This is a genomic window from Streptomyces bungoensis (assembly GCF_001514215.1).
Classification (GTDB): Bacteria; Actinomycetota; Actinomycetes; order Streptomycetales; family Streptomycetaceae; genus Streptomyces; species Streptomyces bungoensis.
Map to the genome: position 1 here is coordinate 377,646 of NZ_KQ948851.1, position 19,057 is coordinate 396,702.

Annotated in this window: 10 protein-coding genes and 1 pseudogene; 9 read left to right on the plus strand and 2 right to left on the minus strand. The window is 76.0% G+C overall.

Annotation, left to right across the window (positions count from 1 at the left end; translation table 11 throughout):
• Positions 1 to 85: 85 nt before the first annotated feature.
• From AQJ66_RS01475 to AQJ66_RS40560, 4 genes are read left to right on the plus strand one after another with little or no spacing between them, the layout of a single operon-like run.
• Positions 86 to 4,390: a tubulin-like doman-containing protein gene (locus AQJ66_RS01475; RefSeq protein WP_061915156.1), complete on the plus strand. Its 4,305-nt coding sequence runs from the start codon at positions 86 to 88 to the stop codon at positions 4,388 to 4,390.
• A gap of 2 nt (positions 4,391 to 4,392) precedes the next feature.
• Complete coding sequence (locus AQJ66_RS38725) at positions 4,393 to 7,122, plus strand: hypothetical protein (protein WP_063803994.1); 2,730 nt, start codon at positions 4,393 to 4,395, stop codon at positions 7,120 to 7,122.
• Positions 7,119 to 9,191 (plus strand): protein kinase family protein, encoded by a 2,073-nt coding sequence (locus AQJ66_RS01485; RefSeq protein ID WP_244162708.1) that lies wholly within the window; start codon positions 7,119 to 7,121, stop codon positions 9,189 to 9,191. Before AQJ66_RS38725 ends, AQJ66_RS01485 begins: the two co-directional genes overlap by 4 nt.
• A complete protein-coding gene (locus tag AQJ66_RS40560; RefSeq protein WP_061915159.1) occupies positions 9,188 to 11,587 on the plus strand; it encodes a hypothetical protein in 2,400 nt (799 codons plus the stop codon). Before AQJ66_RS01485 ends, AQJ66_RS40560 begins: the two co-directional genes overlap by 4 nt.
• Positions 11,588 to 11,605: 18 nt before the next feature.
• Here the strand turns inward: AQJ66_RS40560 and AQJ66_RS01495 are convergent, their stop codons facing one another.
• Positions 11,606 to 11,785: a hypothetical protein gene (locus AQJ66_RS01495; protein WP_061915162.1), complete on the minus strand. Its 180-nt coding sequence runs from the start codon at positions 11,783 to 11,785 to the stop codon at positions 11,606 to 11,608.
• 192 nt (positions 11,786 to 11,977) lie between these two features.
• Here AQJ66_RS01495 and AQJ66_RS36825 point away from each other — a divergent pair.
• From AQJ66_RS36825 to AQJ66_RS01520, 5 genes and pseudogenes are all read left to right on the plus strand, one after another.
• Positions 11,978 to 12,676: pseudogene (locus AQJ66_RS36825) on the plus strand (RNA-guided endonuclease InsQ/TnpB family protein); the annotation flags it as partial.
• A gap of 449 nt (positions 12,677 to 13,125) precedes the next feature.
• The gene (gene rsgA, locus AQJ66_RS01505) at positions 13,126 to 14,220 is read left to right on the plus strand and encodes a ribosome small subunit-dependent GTPase A (protein ID WP_061915167.1); all 1,095 of its coding nucleotides are present in this window, start codon (positions 13,126 to 13,128) and stop codon (positions 14,218 to 14,220) included.
• A 114-nt stretch (positions 14,221 to 14,334) separates the two neighbouring features.
• Entirely contained in the window at positions 14,335 to 15,729 is a 1,395-nt protein-coding gene (locus AQJ66_RS01510; protein WP_208611275.1) for a bifunctional transcriptional activator/DNA repair enzyme AdaA, read from the plus strand.
• Positions 15,726 to 16,220, plus strand: a complete 495-nt coding sequence (locus AQJ66_RS01515; RefSeq protein WP_061915174.1) for a methylated-DNA--[protein]-cysteine S-methyltransferase — start codon at positions 15,726 to 15,728, stop codon at positions 16,218 to 16,220. Before AQJ66_RS01510 ends, AQJ66_RS01515 begins: the two co-directional genes overlap by 4 nt.
• Before the next feature lie 178 nt (positions 16,221 to 16,398).
• The gene (locus AQJ66_RS01520; RefSeq protein ID WP_061915177.1) at positions 16,399 to 17,655 is read left to right on the plus strand and encodes an SGNH/GDSL hydrolase family protein; all 1,257 of its coding nucleotides are present in this window, start codon (positions 16,399 to 16,401) and stop codon (positions 17,653 to 17,655) included.
• Here the strand turns inward: AQJ66_RS01520 and AQJ66_RS01525 are convergent.
• Positions 17,610 to 18,605: a helix-turn-helix domain-containing protein gene (locus tag AQJ66_RS01525; protein WP_061915179.1), complete on the minus strand. Its 996-nt coding sequence runs from the start codon at positions 18,603 to 18,605 to the stop codon at positions 17,610 to 17,612. The genes AQJ66_RS01520 and AQJ66_RS01525 overlap by 46 nt on opposite strands.
• Between the last annotated feature and the right edge of the window lie 452 nt (positions 18,606 to 19,057).

The window sequence follows — 19,057 nt, forward strand, 5'->3', positions numbered from 1 at the left end:
CCCACCGCGGTCCTAGCGCCGCACCCACCACGGACGTTCCCAGCACGAACCCGCGGCCGCCCCGGCCGCGAGCGGGGAGGAAACCATGAAGATCTTCCAGCCGATGCTCTTCGTCGGCCTGGGCGGCACCGGGGGACTCGTCGGCGCCGAACTCGAACGCAGACTGCGCACCGAACTGTGCGGCCCCGACGGCATGGCACTGACCCGGCAGAGCGGGCACGCCCCCTTCCAGCTGCCCGACTGCCTGCAGTTCGTCTACGCCGACTACAGCGAGAGCGACCTGCTGCGGCTGCCGCAGTTCAACGTCGACCCCTCGCTGCGCGCCGCGTACGCCCGCACCTCCCGGGCCACCCACAACCTCCTGCCGAACTTCGACAGTTCACCGGAGGTCACCAAGATGCTCCGGGCCAGCCTGCGCGAGGAGGTGGCCGGCTGGCTCCCGCCCGTCATCGGCGAACCCGAGGTCACCCCGCTGCACAACGGCGCGGGCCAGCTGCCCACCGTCGGCCGCGCCGCCCTGTTCGCCACGCTCCGGCACAGCCTCGCCCCCGTCCTCGAGCCGCTGCTCCAGGCGATCGACGCCATCGCCAAGGCGGCGGGCGACCTCAGCGAGCTGGGCGGCGGCCGGGTCAGCGGCTGCGACGTGTTCGTCGCCTTCTCGGTGGCCGGCGGCACCGGCGCCGGCATCTTCCTGGACTACCTCCACCTCATCAACTACGCCTTCCAGCTGCGGCGGTTCGACGGCGTCAAGATCTACCCGCTGGTGGTGATGCCGTCCTCCTTCTCCGCCGCCACCGGCGGCGGACGCGAGGCGGAACTCAACGCGGCCCGCGCCCTGGTCGACCTCTTCCGGCTGGTGGACCGGCAGAACGCGCCGACCGAGGGCGCCGAGATCGGCGACCTCGACCACGACGCCGGCTTCGCCATCCGCTACCCGGGCACCACACCGATCCGGCTGCGCACCGGCATCCTGCCCACGGCGTTCCTGTTCAGCCCCACCGCCGGCATCCGCGCCGACGACCTGCGCCGCTCCATCGTCTCCCTGGTGATGTCGCTGATCGGCACCGAACTGGGCGACGGCCGCTCCCGGGGCCGCAAGACGGCCGCCGACGACGACTACCAGACCTTCTCCGCGAGCTTCATCAACCGCGGCGTCGCCCGCAGTTCGCTGTCACCGACCGGCATCGGCCGGCAGGGCGTCTCCACCAGCCTGGTCGCCTCCATGACCGCGCCCATGGACCAGCTGGCCGACCTGGTCGCCGGCCGGATGCTGCGGGAGGCGGTCAGCGAGCTCGTGGACCGGCCGCGGGCGGAGCTGCGCGGCGACAACGCGGTGCTGATGATCCGGCAGCTGTTCGCCGACTCCCACCTCGAAGAACTCTGGGAACGACGCCAGTTGCCGGTGCCCGAGCCCGACCCCCTGCCACGCGGCGGCAAGAACATCGAGCAGGCGCTGGGCGAGCGCATCGGCGACATGCAGCGCCAGCTCGCCGCCCTGCGCTCGGACGCCGAGCACCAGGCCGCCGTCATGGCCGACCGGTTCGCCCTGCGCCCCGCCATCGACAAGCTGCTGCAGAGCGCCGACCCCTTCCTCGCCGAACGCGTCGTGCGCGGCATACCGGACAGCGACCACGGGATCGTCCGGCTCGGCTTCCTCGGCATGCTGGACAGCCGCGCCCGCGCCCCGCAGCGCCCGGCCGGGGTCACCGAGCAGCCGCCCAAGATCCCCCGGATCAAGGGCCAGCTCGCCGGCATGGCGCCGGCCCGCTGGGGCGACGAGGCCGTCCAGGCCGCCATCCGGGAGCAGGACGCCTGGTACGAGTGGCGCTGCAGACTGATCTGGCACGAGGCCTGGCGCGACCAGCAGCAGCACTGGCAGCCGCAGGCGGACGCGGCCGGCGCCGACCTCGACCGGCTGGTGCGGGCCTTCCGCAGCCACGGCGACCAGGAACGCAAGGCCTCCGCGCAGAAGGGCCACGAGCTCTACGAGGACCGCACCGGCATCTCCTACCTGCTGCCGCCGCAGCGCACCCTCAACCACTTCTACGAGGACGTCGTCGCCCGGCTGATCCGGCGCGAGGGGCTGCGCGAAACCGAGTACGAGGCCGCGCTGCTGCTCAAGCTGGTCGACGGGGACACCTGGCGCCGCGTCCACACCCGCAGCCGCCGCGACCCGGACGGTGCCGTCGCCCAGGTCAAGGGGCAGCTCGAGGCCCGCATCACCCGGCTGTTCGCCGAGAGCGGCACCCACCTGGAGGAGCGGCCGCTGCTGCCGGCCATGGGCACCCTGCTGTCCGCCGCGGCGGGCGACCAGGAGGCCACCGACCAGGTCAGCAAGGAGGCGCTCGACCTGTTCGGGCGCAAGCTCGCCGGGCTGCTGCCCGTCGGCTTCACCCCGGAGGGCACCGGACCGCTGCGGGTCCTGGTCACCCACCCGCGGGTGCAGGCCGTGGAGGAGGTGCAGGAGTACCTCGGCAAGACGCTGCGGCTGCCCTCGGACGCGAAGAACTCCGTGGAGTACCGGGGCGTGGAGAGCGACTCCATCACCGTCGTCCTGTTCCGCAGCGAGATGAGCCTCACCCAGGTGCCCGAGGCCCGCAAGGTGCTGCGCCAGTGGGCCCGCGCGAAGGAGTCCGAGCAGGCCCAGGACGTGCTGCGGTGGCGGCAGCGGCTGGGCTACCGGGACAGCTGGATGGTCAGCGGCGAGGAGGACCGGCGCACCATCCTGCACCGGCTGCTGTGCTGCATGTGGAACGGCCAGGTCGACGTGGTCGACGGCGACCCCGCCTCGCCGGGCCGGGTCCGGCTGCGGTTGTTCCCCGAGACCGGCCCGCACGTCCCCGGCGTCCGGCTGCGGCTCGGCGACTTCCCCGGCGGCGTGTCGAGCTGGGCGGAACTGCTGCGTTCGTACGAGCGCTGGACCGTCCTGGACGACGAGCGGACCGTCGAGGACTACTGCCGCGAACTGATGGCGGCCCAGCCGCGGGGCCTCGCCCGCACCGGCAGCGAACCGCACCCGCTCTTCGTCGACCTGGTCGAGAAGATCGCCCCGCGCCAGCTGGAGCTGCTCGCCGAGCGCCGGGAGCGGGGCGGCGAGCGGGTCGAGGGCTGGGTACGGCCGCTGTGGGAGTTCTGGGCGGAGACCCTGCCGGCGGCGCTGGACAAGGAGTTCGGCGACCAGCGCGCCGTCCAGCCGACCCTGCGCCTCCTGCTGGAACACGTCCGTGGCGGCACCCCGTCCCGCCCCCGCCACCGCGACGACGCCCCCGCACCACGCCACCCCGATGACGACGACTGGGGCACGGCCCCGGTCCCGTCCTTCGAGACCTACCGCGGAGACGCCGAACGGAGCCCCTCCGCGAACGGCCACGGAGAGCCGTACGGGGCCCACCGCGGCGAGCGGTACGCCGGTGACCGGGACGCCGATGACGACCGTGCCGGGGGATACGGCGGCGGTCGCGGTGAGCGGTCCGCCAGGGACGAGCGCGGCGCGGTGTACGACAGCGCCCGGGCCGAGCCGTACGCCGACGACGATGGTGCGGCGTATGGCGGCGGTCGCGGTGAGCGGTTCGCCGAGGAGGAGCGCGGCGCGGGGTACGACAGCGCCCGGGCCGAGCGGTACGCCGGTGACCGGGACGCCGGTGACGACCGTGCCGGGGGATACGGCGGCGGTCGCGGCGAGCGGTCCGCCAGGGACGAGCGCGGCGCGGGGTACGACGGTGCGCGTCGTGAGCGGTTCGCCGAGGACGACCGTGCCGGGGCGTCCGGCGGAACTCACGGTGAGCGGTTCGTCAAGGACGGGCGCGGCGCGGGGTACGACGGTGCGCGTCGTGAGCGGTTCGCCGAGGACGACCGTGCCGGGGCGTCCGGTGGAACTCACGGTGAGCGGTTCGTCAAGGACGGGCGCGGCGCGGGGTACGACGGTGCGCGTCGTGAGCGGTTCGCCGAGGACGACCGTGCCGGGGCGTCCGGCGGAACTCACGGTGAGCGGTTCGTCAAGGACGAGCGCGGCGCGGGGTACGACGGTGCGCGTCGTGAGCGGTTCGCCGAGGACGACCCTGGTGCCGCGTACACCGGCCGGCGCGCCGGTGAGCGGCGGGAGGAGCCCGACGCGTGGGGGAGCCGCCGTGGCGACGCCACCGCGGACGACGGTGACGACGCCCACGCCCCGGCCGGCGAGCCCCGTGGCCGCGAGCCGTGGGAGGACGACGGCGGCCGGACCGGCCGGCGCCGCGACGACGAGGACCGGGGCAGGGGCGGCGCGGAGCGTCCCGCACGGGACGAGCGTCCCCCGGCGCCCTGGGACGAACCCCCCGGCCCGCGGCCGGGCCGCGGCGGCGACGAGCGCGACCGGTACCGCGACAACCCCTGGGACGGTGACGACCAGTGACGATGCCCCAGCACCTCGGCGCCGTCATCCAGCTGGACCTGAGGTCCGGGGCCGCCGAGCTGGACAGCGCGCCGGCCCTGCGCTCCCGTGTCGCCCGGCAGCTCGGCCGCGCCGCGCTGCCGGAACCGGATGACCCGCTCTTCCTGGTGGTCGACACCCCGGCCGGGCTCACCGACCACCAGCTGCAGTACGAACTGCTCACCAAGTACCGGGCCGTGGGCGAGGTGAGGCTGCTGGTGCTGCTGGTCGGCAGCGCCCCCGGCACGTACGCCGGCGAGGACGAGGCGTTCCAGCCCGACCGCCGGCTGGTGCGCCCCGCCGTGCTGCGCAGCTCGGGCACCGGCCTGCTGTGGGCCGGCGACCTGCGCTCCGCCCGCACCGCGCTGGAGCAGCCCCCGCCCGACGACCCGGACGCGCTGGCGGTGCTGGTCGACGTGCTCTCGGTCCCGGACCTCTACCTCGGTGTCCTGGACGCCCTGCGGTCGCTGCCCCAGTCCGTCGCGGCGCCCGGGGTGCGGCTGCTGGAGCAGGACCTGCCGCCGGAGGTGCGCGACCGCGCCTGGCGCGACGCGCTCACCCGGTTCGCCGGCGAGGACACCGAACTCGCGCCGGACGTCCTGCAGTCGGCGTCCAGCGGCGCCGATCTGCCCGAGCCGCTGCGCGCCCTGGTCGCCGCCCGGGCCGTCCGGGAGCAGCGGCACCGGGAGCCCGGCGGGGTCGCCGACGACGCCTACCGCGCCTGCGCGGAGGCCCTCGACTACGCCGAGGACGAGCTGACGGCGCTGCAGGGCCTGCCCGGGCTGCTGCGGCCCGCGCGCCGGGAGGCGTTCGAGGCGGACGTCGACCAGGCCCGCAGGGCCCTCGACGAGTACCGGGACCTGGTCGCCACCGCCCTGCGCGGCGGCGGGGGAGCGGCGCCCACGGCCGCCGAGTCCGCCGCCCGGCTCACCGCGCTCGGCCTGCGGGTGCCGTCCGCCGAGGGCATCGGCGAGCGGATCGGCGAGGGCCTGAAGGAGTTCGCGGGCAGGCTGCTCGCCCAGGGCCTGCCCATGCGGGCGGTGGCCCAGCGCTTCACGGGCCTCGCGGGACGGGTGCAGCCCGTGCCGGGCTCCGCGCTGCTGCCCCGCCTCGCCGACCACTCCCCGGACGCCGTGGCCCGGCAGACCGGGGCGGCCGGCACCCCGCCGCCCGGGCTCCCCGTCACCGTGCTCCTGCCGGGCGCGGCGGGCCTGCTCGCCGGCCTGTGGCAGGGGCCGTACCTGCCGCTGGCCCTCGTCGTCCCGCTGCTCTTCACCGGCATGGCGCTGCTCGGCGCGGCCCGGCTGCGCGGCTCCGGCCGCCCCGGCCGCTGGGCCGTGGCGCCGCGCGTCGCGGCGTTCGCCGGGGCGGTGGCCGCAGCGGCCGTGGCCTACGCGGCCGGGCCGCCCCTCTGGCTGGGCGGCGCCGGCCTGCTCGCGGGCCTCGGCGCCGCCGGGGAAGCGGCCCGCCGGCTGTGGCGGGCGGCGGCCGCCGCCTGGGCGCCGGGCCGGACGACGGCCGTACTGCGCCGGTCCCTGAACGGTCTGGACGCCCTGCTGGCCGAGGCGGTCCGCGAGCACTGGGCCGTCGAGGAGCGCCTGTACTGCGCCGACGCCGCCCGGTCCGTCGCCGGCATGCTCCGCGCGACGGCGGCCGCGGCGGAGGCCGAGGCGCTGCCCGAGCCGGACCGGCTCACCGCGCCCGGCGCCTTCGGCTCCCCGGGCGCCCAGGCGCCCGCCGAGGACGACTGGCTCTCCAGCCCGTCCGCCCTGGAGACGGACGACACCGCCGCCGGCTCCGACGAGGAGGACGGCGACTGGGCGAGCGTCTACGCCTGGCAGGACGAGCCCGCCTGGGAGGAACCGGCCCGCGCCGGCGGCGGACCCGGGGAGCATCGGGACAAGGGATCCGCCGGGCCCTGGGAGGACCGCGCCAAGGAGCCTCCGCGCTGGCTGGACCGGGAGACCGGCGAGGGCGGACCGGAACTGGTCGCCACCCTGGCCGGTGATCTGACGGACGCCGCCCTGGAGGCCATGAAGCCGTACTGGGGCGCCGTCGAACGAGGCCAGGCCGGCACTCTCGCCGTCCGGCGCACGGAGGAGCGCGTCCGCGAACTGCTGTCCACGGCCCGCCGCCACCTCCAGCACAACGGCGTCCTGGCGGCACCGCCGTTCGCCGCTCCCCGCCGGGTCCGCGCCACCTCGGCGAGCCTGCTCGGCACCGACCCGCACGGCCCGGCCGAACTGGTCGGCACGGAGGCCGACCGGCAGGCCGTGGTGCAGCTGTCCTCGCCCGAGCAGGGCGCCCTGCTCAGCCGTGACCCGGCCGCCGCCGTGTGGATCCGGTTCGCCCCCCGGGCCGTACGGGACGACGTCGAGAAGGCCTGGCGCTCCACGGGCTCCGGCCGGCCGGAGGACGTCCTGTGGACCTCGTCGGGCCGCTACGCGGGCCTGGTCCGGCTCACCCCGCTGCGCATCGGCGTGGTGGACACCGTCCGCCCCCGCTACGGCGCCGGCCCCGAGAACGGCACGGACCCGTACGAGCGCCGGTACCGGGAGGAGCCGCGCGACCCGTACGACCGGCCGGACCCCTACGACCGGCCGGACCCCTTCGACCGGCGTGATCCGTACGGCGACGGAACCGGCCCCCACGGCGGACCGGACCCGGACGCCCCGTCGGACCCGTACGACCGGCGGGACGGTGAGAGCTGGTGAGCCGCCCGGACAAGCTCGAGTTCACCTCTCCCTCGGGCCGCCGCCGTGTCACCCCCGCCCGCTTCGGACCCGAGTCGCGCCGGGAGCGGCCGCTGCCCCAGCTGATCCGCAACTGCATGCTGGACGACGAGGGGCAGCAGTGCGTGCAGGTGCGGCTGTCGGCCGCCGACGCGGCCCGCCCGGCCGCCCGCGCCCTGCTGGACACCGAGGCGGGCACCGCCCTGCGGCTGCACCGGCTGCTCGAGGACACCGAGTACGGGCCCCTCTTCCCCCGGGTCGTCGGCTACGAGCCGGACACGGCCGAGCCGTTCCTGCTCTACGCCGCACCGCGCGGCCTGCCCGCCGCGCGGACCCAGGTGATGGCCGCCTCCGACCAGCAGCGCTTCACCCGGGACCTGATGCTGGCGCTGTGCCTGCTGGACGGCCAGGGCCTCGTGCCGCGCGGCCTCTCGCCCGCCACCGTGCTCTGGGACGGCGCCCGGGTGCAGCTGTGGGGCCTGGAGGCGGTGACCGGGACGGGGCAGCGGCGCACCCCGTGGGGCCGGCCGCCCTACTGCCCGCCCGAACAGCGGCGCGGCGAGGGGCTCGCCGACCCCCGGGACGCGGTGTGGAGCGCGGCCCAGGTGCTCTACCGGCTGGTCACCGGGCGGCCGGGACCGGCCGACGGGCCCCCCGCCGACCTCGCCGAGCACCGGGTGCTCGACCGGACGCTGCGCCGCGCCTTCGCCCCCAGGGCCGCCGACCGGCCGACGCCCGCCCAGCTGCTCGACCTCGTGGCGCCGGGCGCCACCGGCCGCATCCGGCTCACCGTGCCCCCCGACGAGACACGCCCGCACCGGGAGGCCTTCGAGGAGGCGCTGCGCCTCAAACGGCAGTCCCCGCCCGCTCGTTCCGGCGACGACACGCCGGCCGGGCCCGGCGGCGGCGAGGTGCTCTGCCCGTACTGCCTGGAGAACATCCGGCTCGACCTGTCGAAGCTGTTCGTCGCCGACGACACCCTGCAGTACCGGAAGAAACTGGACCCCGCCGGCATCACCAGCCTCGTCAGCCGGCACGACGCCATGCGCGCAGCCGTCCAGAAGTGCACGGCGAACCCGTCCTTCCCCGAGCACTTCATCCCGGTGCCCTACCTGACGTACGGCCGCCCGCTGACCGTCGCGATGGTCGGCCAGTCCTCCACCGGCAAGAGCCACCTGCTGACCCAGATGATCGCGGCCGTCACCGACGGCGGACTGGAGCCGTTCCGCCTGAAGTGGCAGTCCGTCAACCCCGAGCAGCACGCCCGCTTCGTGCGGGAGCGGGTGCAGCCGCTGCGCGGCGGCAAGGTCCTCGACCACACGGCCGCCCTCAGCGACTTCGCCCGCTTCGTGGAGGCGCTGCTGATCACCGACGCCCGCGGGCAGGTGCGTCCCGTCGGCTTCTTCGACCTCGGCGGCGAGGACCTGGTGCGCACCGACGCCGCGCTGCGGTTCCTGCTCGGCGTCGACGCCCTGATCTTCGTCGTCGACCCGGCGCTGGCCCTGCCCCTGCCGCAGCTCGACCACGTCCGGGAGCGCTGGGGCGTGGAGGTGAACCGGGACGGCGACCTGGCCTTCGGCACCGTCCTCGACCGGCTGCCGAAGAACGGCCCCTACCTGGACGTGCCCGCCGCGGTGGTGCTCGGCAAGGCGGACCTGCTCAGGTTCCAGCCCCCCGTCGACCGGTGGCTCGCCCGGCCGCCGGCCACCTCGCTCGACCCCGCGCTGGTGCGCGAGGAGAGCCGGGACGTGTACGGGCTGCTGCGCCGGTACGCCGGCCAGGCGTGGCTGCGGCCCTTCGACGCGATCCGCCGCTGCACCCTGCACGTCGCGTCCGCGACCGGCGGCCAGGAGGCGGGCGGACGCTACCCGGCGGGCACCGAGCCGCGGCGGGTGCTGGAACCGCTGCTGGCACTGCTGGCGATGCACGGGCTGATCGACGTGCCGGGCGGCGCCGAGGCGCTCGCCGTCGGCGAGACGCCCGTGATCGAGGCGGTGCCGTGGGAGGAGACGGACGGGTCCGGGGGATCCGGGGGAGAGGAACGACAGTGAGCGGATTCCAGGAGCGCGGCCCGGTGCACCAGGTCGTCTTCCGCTGGGACGGCAACCACGGCCGCCAGGTCACCGGCATGAGCGCCGTCGCCCACTCCTGCCCGGCCGAGCAGGCCGCGGAACTGGGCCGCGAACTCGGCCCGTTGCTGTGGGTGTCCGGTCCCGCGGCGGCCCGGCCGAGCGTCGTGCGCACCCTGTCCCGGGACGGCCGCCACGTCATGCTCGTACAGCGCTGGCCCACCACCGACCGGGGCGGCCGGCCGAGCACGGTCAGCCACGTCCTGGTCGGCCGTCCCCAGGCCCTGAAGACACGGCAGTGCATCGCCCTGGCCCACCGGGGCTTCAGCAACCGCGCGAAGGCGGAGGGGGCGTCGGGGCAGCAGCCGGAGATCGACTGCGCGGTCCTCGACGAGCTGGCGCGCCCCGCGCTGCCCCGCATGGTGGACCGGCTGCCGGACGTCAAGCACGCGCTGACCCTGGCCACGGCGGAACTGCTCCGCGATCCGCGGCAGCGGCTGTCGCTGCTGGTGGAGGAGGAGGCACCGGACGCCTGGCCGGACCCGGAGGCGGTGCCGCTGGTCTACTACGGACTGTTCATGATCTTCGGCAACTGGCTGCCCCACGAGTGGACGTTCACCACGTACGACACGGTGGACACCCACCCCCTGCGGCTGATGTCCGTCCCGCGCTGGGAACAGGACACCGGCGGACCCGGCCCGCTCGCCCGGGTGATGTGCCGCCCGCCCACCCGCGCGAGCTTCGCACAGCGTGCGGCGGGCCGGCTCGTGGAGCACCTGCTCGAGAACCCGCAGGCGCGTCCCGGCGTGCCGCACCTGGTCGACGACCTCCCCGACGGCGCGGCCCTGGGCTGGGAGCACCGCCGCGCCCTGCTCCAGGACATCATCGACCACCGCGCCACCCGGAGGCGCACGGCGGAGGGACCCGGTCACCAGCCGGGCTCGGAGAGGGACTTCGGACGCGGCCCGGCGGCCGCGGGCAGCGCACCGGAGCGGGACCCGGGGGACGGCCGGCCCCAGCACCCGGCCCCGGCCACGGACCGGGAACCGGACCAGGGCCGCGGGCCGGCCGTGCACCAGACGCGAGAACGGGACCGCGAACCGGACCGGGCCCCCGGAGCAGCCGTGCGTCAGGTCTGGGAAGGGGACGCTGGAGCAGAGCGGGTCCGCGGGCCGGCGCAGGTACGGGAGCGGGCCCAGGAACGGCCGCAGCCGCAGGAGCGGGCGTGGGCCGTGGCCGGCCCGGAGACGGGACCGGCGCCCGCGACGATGCCTCACACCGCACCCCCGGGCGTGCCACCCGCGGAACCCCCTGCCGTACCCCCTGCCGGGCCACCTGCCGGGCCACCTGCCGGGCCGCCCGGCAGGCCGCACGCCGCGTCCGTCCCGCCCACCGGGTACGGGACCGCCGCACCGCTCGGACCGGCGCCGGACACCAGGTTCCCCGCCGCACCGCTCGGACCGGCGTCGGACACCGGTCTGCCCGCTGCCCCCGGGGCCGTCCCGCCCACCGCGTCCGTCCCGCCCACCGGGTACGGGACCGCCGCACCGCTCGGACCGGCGCCGGACACCGGACTGCCCGCCGTCCCCGGGGCCGTCCCGGCCGCCCGGGACCCGTACGCCCTGCACCGGGAGCTGCGCGAGCACCGGCGCACGGACGGCATGCGGCACAGTTACCTGACGGCTGAACTCGCCGGGCACTCCGACGAGGCCCTCCTCGGCGAACTGCGGTCCGGGGAGCTGTCGCCGGACTCCCTGGAGCTGGTGCTGAACGAGCTGGGCAGGCCCGCCCGGCTCCAGGTGCGCGGCCCCGAGATGCGCGACGCGCTGTGCGCCCAGGTGCTCAGCCGGTCCCTGTACCTCCTCCCGGGGGACCCGGGCGCCGCGCAGCACACCTCGCAGGCGGCCGCGGCCCAGCGGGCGGCCAGGCTCTTCCACTGGGCCGTGGCCCCGTCGGCCCGGGACCCGCGGTATCTGCACGACCTGCTGGAACTGTTCGAGTTCATGAACCGGGACCGCCGTCCCGCCACGGGCAACTGGCTCCGTGACGTCCTCGTCGAACCGCAGGGCGGCCAGGTGCCCGACCTGCCGCCGCAGGTGTGGAGCCGGATCCTGCGCAACGAGATGCGCAAGGGCGGCGCGCCCGCCGTCCCGCCGCCCTCCGGCTCCCCGCCGCACGCGGCCCGCACGGCCCACGCGGCCTCCCTGCCCCGGCCGGAATCGCCGGCACCGCCCGCACCCCCGGCCGGCGCCCGGCGGACGCCGGCCTTCGGGGTGCGGTTCGGGGACCTGACGAGCAGGCCCGGCTGCGTCGTCGGCAGCCTCCTGGGCCTGATGGGGGCCGTGCTCGTCGCGATCGTCGTGATCGCCGTCGTGTGACGCCCGGCGGGGACCCGGCTACCGGTACCCGACGGTCACGGCGTCGCGAACACCGTGCGAGGGGAGGCTGATCCGCAGGACGTGACCGTCGGCGTCCCAGTGCCACGCCCGGTCCGACAGCCGGGTGCCGTCGGCGACCACCTGCCGCGGCGGCTGTTCCACCCCGAGGAAGGACACGGTGAAGGTACGGCGGCTCACCAGCCCCGGGAAGGTGCCCTTGGCCGGGCCGATCCTCAGCCGGTGCGCGTCCTCGTGCTCGGTGTAGCGGATTCATGTCCTCGGTCCTCGTAGAGAAGGCACCGAACGATTCCGACGGTCACCGTCACGCGCACGAGGCAGGCACAAGGTGGCCACCGTCACCCGGCGAGCCACTGACCCTGCGCACCCGGAACCCGTCCGCTGCCCGAGGGTGCGGAGCCCACGACGGTGACGGTGTCGCGCGACGCGGCGGGACGCTGGTTCGTGTCCCTGCTGTGCGAGGACAGCATGGCCCCGGCCCCCGCCACCACGGCGGCCGTGGGCATCGACGCCGGGGTCACCTCCCTGGTGACCCTGTCCACCGGGGAGAAGGTCGCCAACCCGAAGCACGAGCGGCGTGACCGCGCCCGTCTGGCCCGTGCGCAGCGGGAGCTGCCGCGGAAGGCGAAGGGTTCGGCGAACCGGGAGAAGGCCCGGCGTCGCGTCGCCAAGGTCCACGCGCGGATCGCCGACCGGCGCCGCGACTTCCTGCACAAGCTGTCGACTCGTCTCGTCCGTGAGAACCAAATGGTCGTGATCGAGGACCTGACCGTCCGCAGTCTGCTGAAGAACCACTCGCTCGCTCGCGCGATCAGCGACGCATCGTGGACGGAACTGCGCTCCATGCTGGAGTACAAATGCGCCTGGTACGGGCGCGAACTCGTCGTGATCGACCGATGGTTCCCCAGTTCCAAGCTGTGCGGGGCCTGCGGCACGGTCCGCGGGAGGCTGCCGCTGAACGTCCGCGAGTGGACGTGCGACTGCGACACCACGCATGACCGCGACGTGAATGCGGCGCGCAACATCCTGCCCGCCGGGCTGGCGGCGTCTGCCTGTGGAGACGGTGTAAGACGCAAGTGGGTCACCTTCAACTGGCCGGCGAACTCAACCGCTGCTCACCTACGACCGCAGGGTCGTCAAGCCCGACGTCGAGCGACTGAGGGCGGCCCAGCAGGCACTGATCGACGACGCGTCGCGGCCGGCCCCGGCCGGGTGCGCCTGACCCGAAAGGTGCGCTCCGCCCGCCGTGCGAGCGGCGGGCGGAGCGGTGCACGCGGAAAACCGGTGGCGCCCGAGTGCGGGCGCACCTAGTGTGAGGCTCGCTTCAGGCAGTGGCTGTCCGCCGCTGCTGTCTGCCGCCGCTGTCGGCCGAGTTGGAAAACGGGAGGTGTTGACCGATGACTGTCTCCGTGATGGGCGCTGCCCGCATCCAGGTACTCGTCAAGTCCACCTCCGTGGCCACCGGTTGACCTGACCGCGCGCTGTGCGCGGCCCGGGGCCACCCCTGTGAAGGGTTTCCCTTGTCTTCCTCCTCCGCAGTCTTCTCCGCGCTCGCTCCCTACGGCTGGGACGAGGCCTGGGCCGACGCGTTCACCCCGTACGAGGCCGAAGGGCTGCTGCCCGGGCGGGTGATCCGCGTCGACCGCGGCCAGTGCGACGTGGCCACCGCGGACGGCGTGCTGCGCGCCGACACCGCGTTCGTCACCCCGCACGACCCGCTGCGCGTCGTGTGCACCGGTGACTGGGTCGCCGTCGAGCCCGGCGGCCATCCCCGCTACGTGCGCGCGTATCTGCCGCGCCGCACCGCCTTCGTGCGCTCCACCTCCTCCAAGCGCTCCGAGGGGCAGATCCTCGCCGCCAACGTCGACCACGCCGTCGTCGCCGTGTCCCTCGCCGTCGAACTCGACCTCGGGCGCGTCGAGCGGTTCCTCGCCCTCGCCTGGGAGTCCGGGGCGCAGCCCGTGGTCGTCCTCACCAAGGCCGACCTCGTGCCGGATCCCGTGACGCTGGCGCATCTCGTGCAGGACGTGGAGACGAGCGCGCCCGGCGTGCCCGTGCTCACCGTCAGCGCGCTGCACGGCGACGGCCTCGACGTGCTCGTCGCCCTCGTCGGCACGGGCACGTCCGTGCTGCTAGGGCAGTCCGGTGCCGGCAAGTCGACGCTGGCCAACGCGCTCGTCGGCGAGGACGTCATGGACGTACGGGCGGCCCGGGACGTCGACGGCAAGGGCCGGCACACCACGACCACCCGGAACCTGCTGCCGCTGCCCTCCGGCGGCGTGCTCATCGACACCCCGGGGCTGCGCGGGGTCGGCCTGTTCGACGCCGAGAGCGGGGTCGGGCAGGTGTTCTCCGAGATCGAGGAGCTGGCCGGGCGCTGCCGCTTCCAGGACTGCGCGCACGACACCGAGCCCGGCTGCGCGGTGCTCGCCGCCCTGGAGTGCGGCGAGCTGTCGGCGCGCCGCCTGGAGAGCTACCGCAAGCTCCTGCGGGAGAACCAGTGGATCGTCGCCAAGACCGACGCGCGGGTGCGTGCCGAGCTGCGGCGGGACTGGAAGCGGAAGGGGGCCCAGGGGCGCGCGGCGATGGAGGCCAAGCGGGGGCGGTGGTCGTGACCGCCTCCGCGTCCTCCGTGCCCGTCCCCCCGCTCAGTGCCCGAGCCCGTGCCCGTGCTCCGTGTCCGATTTCCGCCAGCCCGGGGCGCCGTCCCGGCCCACACTGGACTCGTGATGGACGAGGACAGCAGGTACGAGGCGGTGCGCAGCCGGGACGGGCGGTTCGACGGTGCGTTCTTCTTCGCCGTCGAGACGACCGGGATCTACTGCCGGCCCAGCTGCCCGGCGGTGACCCCGAAACGGCACAACGTGCGGTTCTTCGCGACCGCCGCCGCCGCGCAGCGCTCGGGTTTCCGGGCCTGCCGGCGGTGCCGGCCCGACGCCGTGCCCGGCTCCGCCGAGTGGAACGTCCGTGCCGACGCCGTGGGCCGGGCCATGCGCCTGATCGCCGACGGCGTCGTGGACCGCGAGGGCGTCGCCGGACTCGCGGCCCGGCTCGGCTACAGCGCCCGGCAGGTGCAGCGCCAGCTCACCGCCGAGGTCGGCGCCGGACCGGTCGCCCTGGCCCGGGCCCGGCGCGCCCACACCGCCCGGGTGCTGCTGCAGACCACGGGGCTGCCGGTCACCGAGGTCGCGTTCGCGTCCGGCTTCGCCAGCGTGCGGCAGTTCAACGACACCATCCGCGAGGTGTACGACGCGACGCCGACCGGGGTGCGGGCCACCGCACCCCGGGGCGGTGACGCCCGCCGGGCCGCCCCCGGCACCGGCATCCCCCTCCGGCTCGCCCACCGCGGCCCCTACCAGGCCGGCGCCGTCTTCGACCAGCTCGCGCGGGAGGCCGTACCCGGCGTCGAGGAGGTGAGCGGCGCCCCCGGCGGCCGCACCTACCGGCGCACCCTGCGGCTGCCCCACGGCACCGCGCTCGTCGCCGTCGCGGAGCGCCCCGGGGTGCCCCGGGCGGGCGGCGGCACGCATCCGGGCGGCTGGCTCGACGCCCGGCTGGAGCTGACCGACCCGCGGGACCTGGCCACCGCCGTACAGCGGCTGCGCCGGCTGCTCGACCTCGACGCCGACCCGTACGCGGTCGACGACCGGCTCGCCGCCGACCCGCGGCTCGCCCCCCTGGTCGCCGCCCGGCCCGGCCTGCGCTCACCCGGCGCCGTCGACCCGCTGGAGCCCGCCGTACGGGCGCTGGTGGGCGTGGCCGGCGCCGCGGACCTGGTCCGGCGCCACGGCAAGGCGCTCGACGCGCCCAGCGGGAGCCTCACCCACCTCTTCCCGGAGGCCGCCGCGCTCGCCGGGGCCGAACCGGGCGGCCCGCTGGGCGCGCTCGCCGCCGCCCTCGCCGACGGCACCGTACGACTCGACCCGGGCGCCGACCGGGACGCGACCGAGCGGGCCCTGCGCGCCCTGCCCGGCATGACCGCGGCCGCCGTCGCCACCCTGCGGGTCCGCGCCCTCGGCGACCCGGACGTGGCCCCGCCCGGCCTGGACGCCCCCGACGCCTGGCGCCCGTGGCGCTCCTACGCCGCCCGACACCTCTACGCAGCAGGAGAACTGACACCGTGACGGAAACGACCTACTGGACCCACGTGGCCACCCCGCTCGGGCAGCTGCTGCTCACCGCGGGCCCCGACGGCGCGCTCACCTCCCTCTCCCTGCCCGGGCAGAAGGGCGGCCGGACCGTGCGGGACGACTGGCGCCCGGACCCCGGCCCCTTCCGGGCGGCCACCGAGCAGCTCGGCGCTTACTTCGCCGGGGAACTGAAGGAGTTCCGGCTGCCCCTGCGGACGCACGGCACCGCGTTCCGCGAGCGGGTGTGGGCGGCCCTCGACTCCGTGCCGTACGGCGCCACCACCACCTACGGCGAGATCGCCGCCCGCGTCGGCGCACCCCGCGCCGCGGTCCGCGCCGTCGGCGGCGCGATCGGCGCCAACCCGCTCCTCGTCCTGCGCCCCTGCCACCGCGTCATCGGCGCGGACGGCTCACTGACCGGCTACGCGGCCGGCCTGGACCGCAAGATCAGGCTGCTGACCCTGGAGGGCGCCCTCCCCGCCTAGGGCCTCTCGTTCGGATCATGCCGGGCTCGCGGGCCTGATCCAGACGAAGGACCCCAGCCGTGCTCCCGACCCTCGGCGCTACGCCGTGCGGGTGGACCGGTGGTGATGTTCCCGTGCGGGGCGGCGGCCCTGTGGGACGGTCGCCTCCGACGGGGCACGGGAAGGCGGGCGGCACACGATGGGCAAGGTCGGGCGGGTCCTCACGGCAGTCCTGCTCGCGGCACTGCCGGGCACGACGGCGACCGCGGCCGCCACGGCCACGCCGCACGGCACCGCGACGCCCGCCGCCGCGCCCGCCCCGGCCCGCTGGACCGGCAGCTGGGAGGCGGCCCCCTCCGGCACCGCCCCCGCGCTGCCCGGCACCGCCGTCCGCAACGTCGTGCACCTCAGCGCCGGCGGCACCGCCGTGCGGATCCGGATCGCCAACCGGCTCGGCACCGCCCCGCTCCGGCTCGGCGCGGTCACGGTCGCGCTGCGGCGCGGCACCGGGCCGGACGCCGTGCCCGGCAGCCTGCGCACCGTCACCTTCCGGGGCGTCCACGCCCCCACCGTCCCCGGGGGCCGGGACCTGCTCAGCGACCCCGTCCCGCTGCCCGTACCCGCCGCGGCCGACCTGCTGGTCACCGTCGCCACCCCGACCGGCTCAGGCCCGGCCACCTACCACCGCACCGCCCTGCAGACCAGCTACCTTGCGGACACCGGCCACGCGGCCGACGAGAGCGGCGCCGCGTACACCGTCCGTACCGACTTCTGGTACTACGTCACCGGCGTCGACGTCCTCGGTCCCGCCACCGGCAGCGTCGTCGCCCTGGGCGACTCCCTCACCGACGGCAACGGCTCCACCCCCGACACCAACCACCGCTGGCCCGACCTGCTCGCCCAGCGGCTGCGCGGCCACGGCGTCCTCAACGCCGGGATCGCCGGCAACCGCCTGCTGCGCGACGGCGCCGGACCGAGCGCCCTGGCCCGCCTGGACCCCGACGCCCTGGACCGGACCGGGGTGCGGGTGCTGATCGTGTTCGAGGGCATCAACGACATCAAGGGCACGCCCGTGGCGGACGACCCCGCCGCCTTCGCCACCGCCTACCGCACCCTCGTCGCCCGCGCGCACGCCCGGGGCATCCGGGTCGTCGGCGTCACGCTCACCCCGTACGGCGGGTACCCCGCCCACACCGCGGCGGGCGAGGCGGTACGGCAGCGGGTCAACGCGTTCATCCGCACCGGGGGCGCCTTCGACGCGGTCGCCGACGCCGACGCCGCCGTACGCGACCCGTCCGCACCCGGCCGGATCCGGCCCGGCTACGACCCCGGCGACCACCTGCACTTCAACGACACGGGCATGCGGGCGATCGCCGACACCGTGGCCCGCGCGCTGGCCCCGGTCCTGCCTCAACCGGCGGGATCGGCGTCCCGGGAGACCCAGCCCCGCTCGTAGGCGTGCCAGCCCAGCTGCAGCCGGGTCGTCACACCGGCCAGCCCCATCAGCCGCTTCACCCGGCGCTGCACGGTCCGCAGCCCCAGGTCGAGCTGCTTGGCCACGCTCGCGTCGGTCAGCCCGGCCAGCAGCAGCGACAGCACTTCCAGGTCCGTCGCGTCGGGCCCGCCGGGCTGCTGCTCGGCCGCCCCCGACGCACCGATCCGCAGCGGCAGCGCCTCCCGCCACACCGACTCGAACAGCGCCGCCAGCAACTCCAGCAGGCCGCTCGCGTGCACCACCAGCGCGGCCGGTTCGGCGGTCCTCGAGGACAGCGGCACCATGGCCAGCGACCGGTCGGCGATCACCAGCTTCGTCGGCACCCGGTCCACCGCCCGCACCTGCTCGTCCCGGCCGAGCGCCGCCGACAGCTCGGTGAGCCCGTGCGGCAGGTCCAGCACCGCGCGCTCGACCACGACCCGGTAGCGCACCCCGCGCCCCGCCGCCTGCTCCTCCGCGTCGTTCTCCATCCCGGAGACCACCATCGGCCTGCCGGTGACCAGCGCGCACACCTCCTCCGCGGCGCCCAGCTGCAACTGCAGAAAGCGCTGCGTGACCGCGGCGGCGCCGGTCACCACCTCCACCAGGTCGCGCACCTCCGGCTCGGCCGCCGCCGCCCGGTACTCCTCCGCCAGCAGCGCCGCCGCCAGCTCCGCCTGCTCCAGCTCGTGCCGCCGCTCGGTGAGCAGCGCGCCCAGCGCCACGCCCGGCGGGGCCGCCACCCAGCGGCCCGGCCGCGCCGGCGACTGGGCGGCCAGGCCCCGCAGCTCCAGCCGGCGCAGCGCCCGCTCGGTGTCCGGCTCGGCCAGCGCCAGGCGCCGGGCCAGATCGGCCACCTCGGCGGCGCCCACGGACACCAGCGCCCGGTACGCCGACTCGTGCGTCTCGTCCAGCCCCACCGCTGCCAGCATGCGGCTCACGTCCCTCCCCTGAAAAACAGCCCGACTCCGGTGCGCCCCCCGCAGCGCGGGCCGCACGGTGGCGGAAACCGGCCACGACGCAAACCCGCCGCGCAACATCATCGCCGCACCCGGGGTGTGTCTGCCAAGGTTGCAGCACCGAAGGACGCGGGGCCGTGCGGACGGTCCACGGCCGCGTCCCGGGAAACCAAGCCGCAATCCGGCCAATCGGCCGGCTCCTCGGCGAGCCGGCCGCACAAGACGGTGACCCGGCCCGGACGTGCGCGAGCGCGCGCCAGGGGATCCGGCCGGGTCACTCCGGTTGCCGCCGGGCGGTCCTCCCGTGGGGGGTGGGACCGCCCGGCGGCCTGCACGACCGGTGCGGCGACGTGCCGACATCCGCTTGGCGTAAGGCAGTTCGGGCCATCCTCCCCGAGGCGCCTGTCCTTTCGGGCGGGTGCGCG

Bases quoted from the DNA above. Each gene is read 5' to 3' on its own strand.
- AQJ66_RS01525 (WP_061915179.1), bottom strand. From the start codon at position 18,605: ATGCTGGCAGCGGTGGGGCTGGACGAGACGCACGAGTCGGCGTACCGG.
- AQJ66_RS01475 (WP_061915156.1), top strand. From the start codon at position 86: ATGAAGATCTTCCAGCCGATGCTCTTCGTCGGCCTGGGCGGCACCGGG.
- AQJ66_RS01520 (WP_061915177.1), top strand. From the start codon at position 16,399: ATGGGCAAGGTCGGGCGGGTCCTCACGGCAGTCCTGCTCGCGGCACTG.
- AQJ66_RS01510 (WP_208611275.1), top strand. From the start codon at position 14,335: ATGGACGAGGACAGCAGGTACGAGGCGGTGCGCAGCCGGGACGGGCGG.
- AQJ66_RS38725 (WP_063803994.1), top strand. From the start codon at position 4,393: ATGCCCCAGCACCTCGGCGCCGTCATCCAGCTGGACCTGAGGTCCGGG.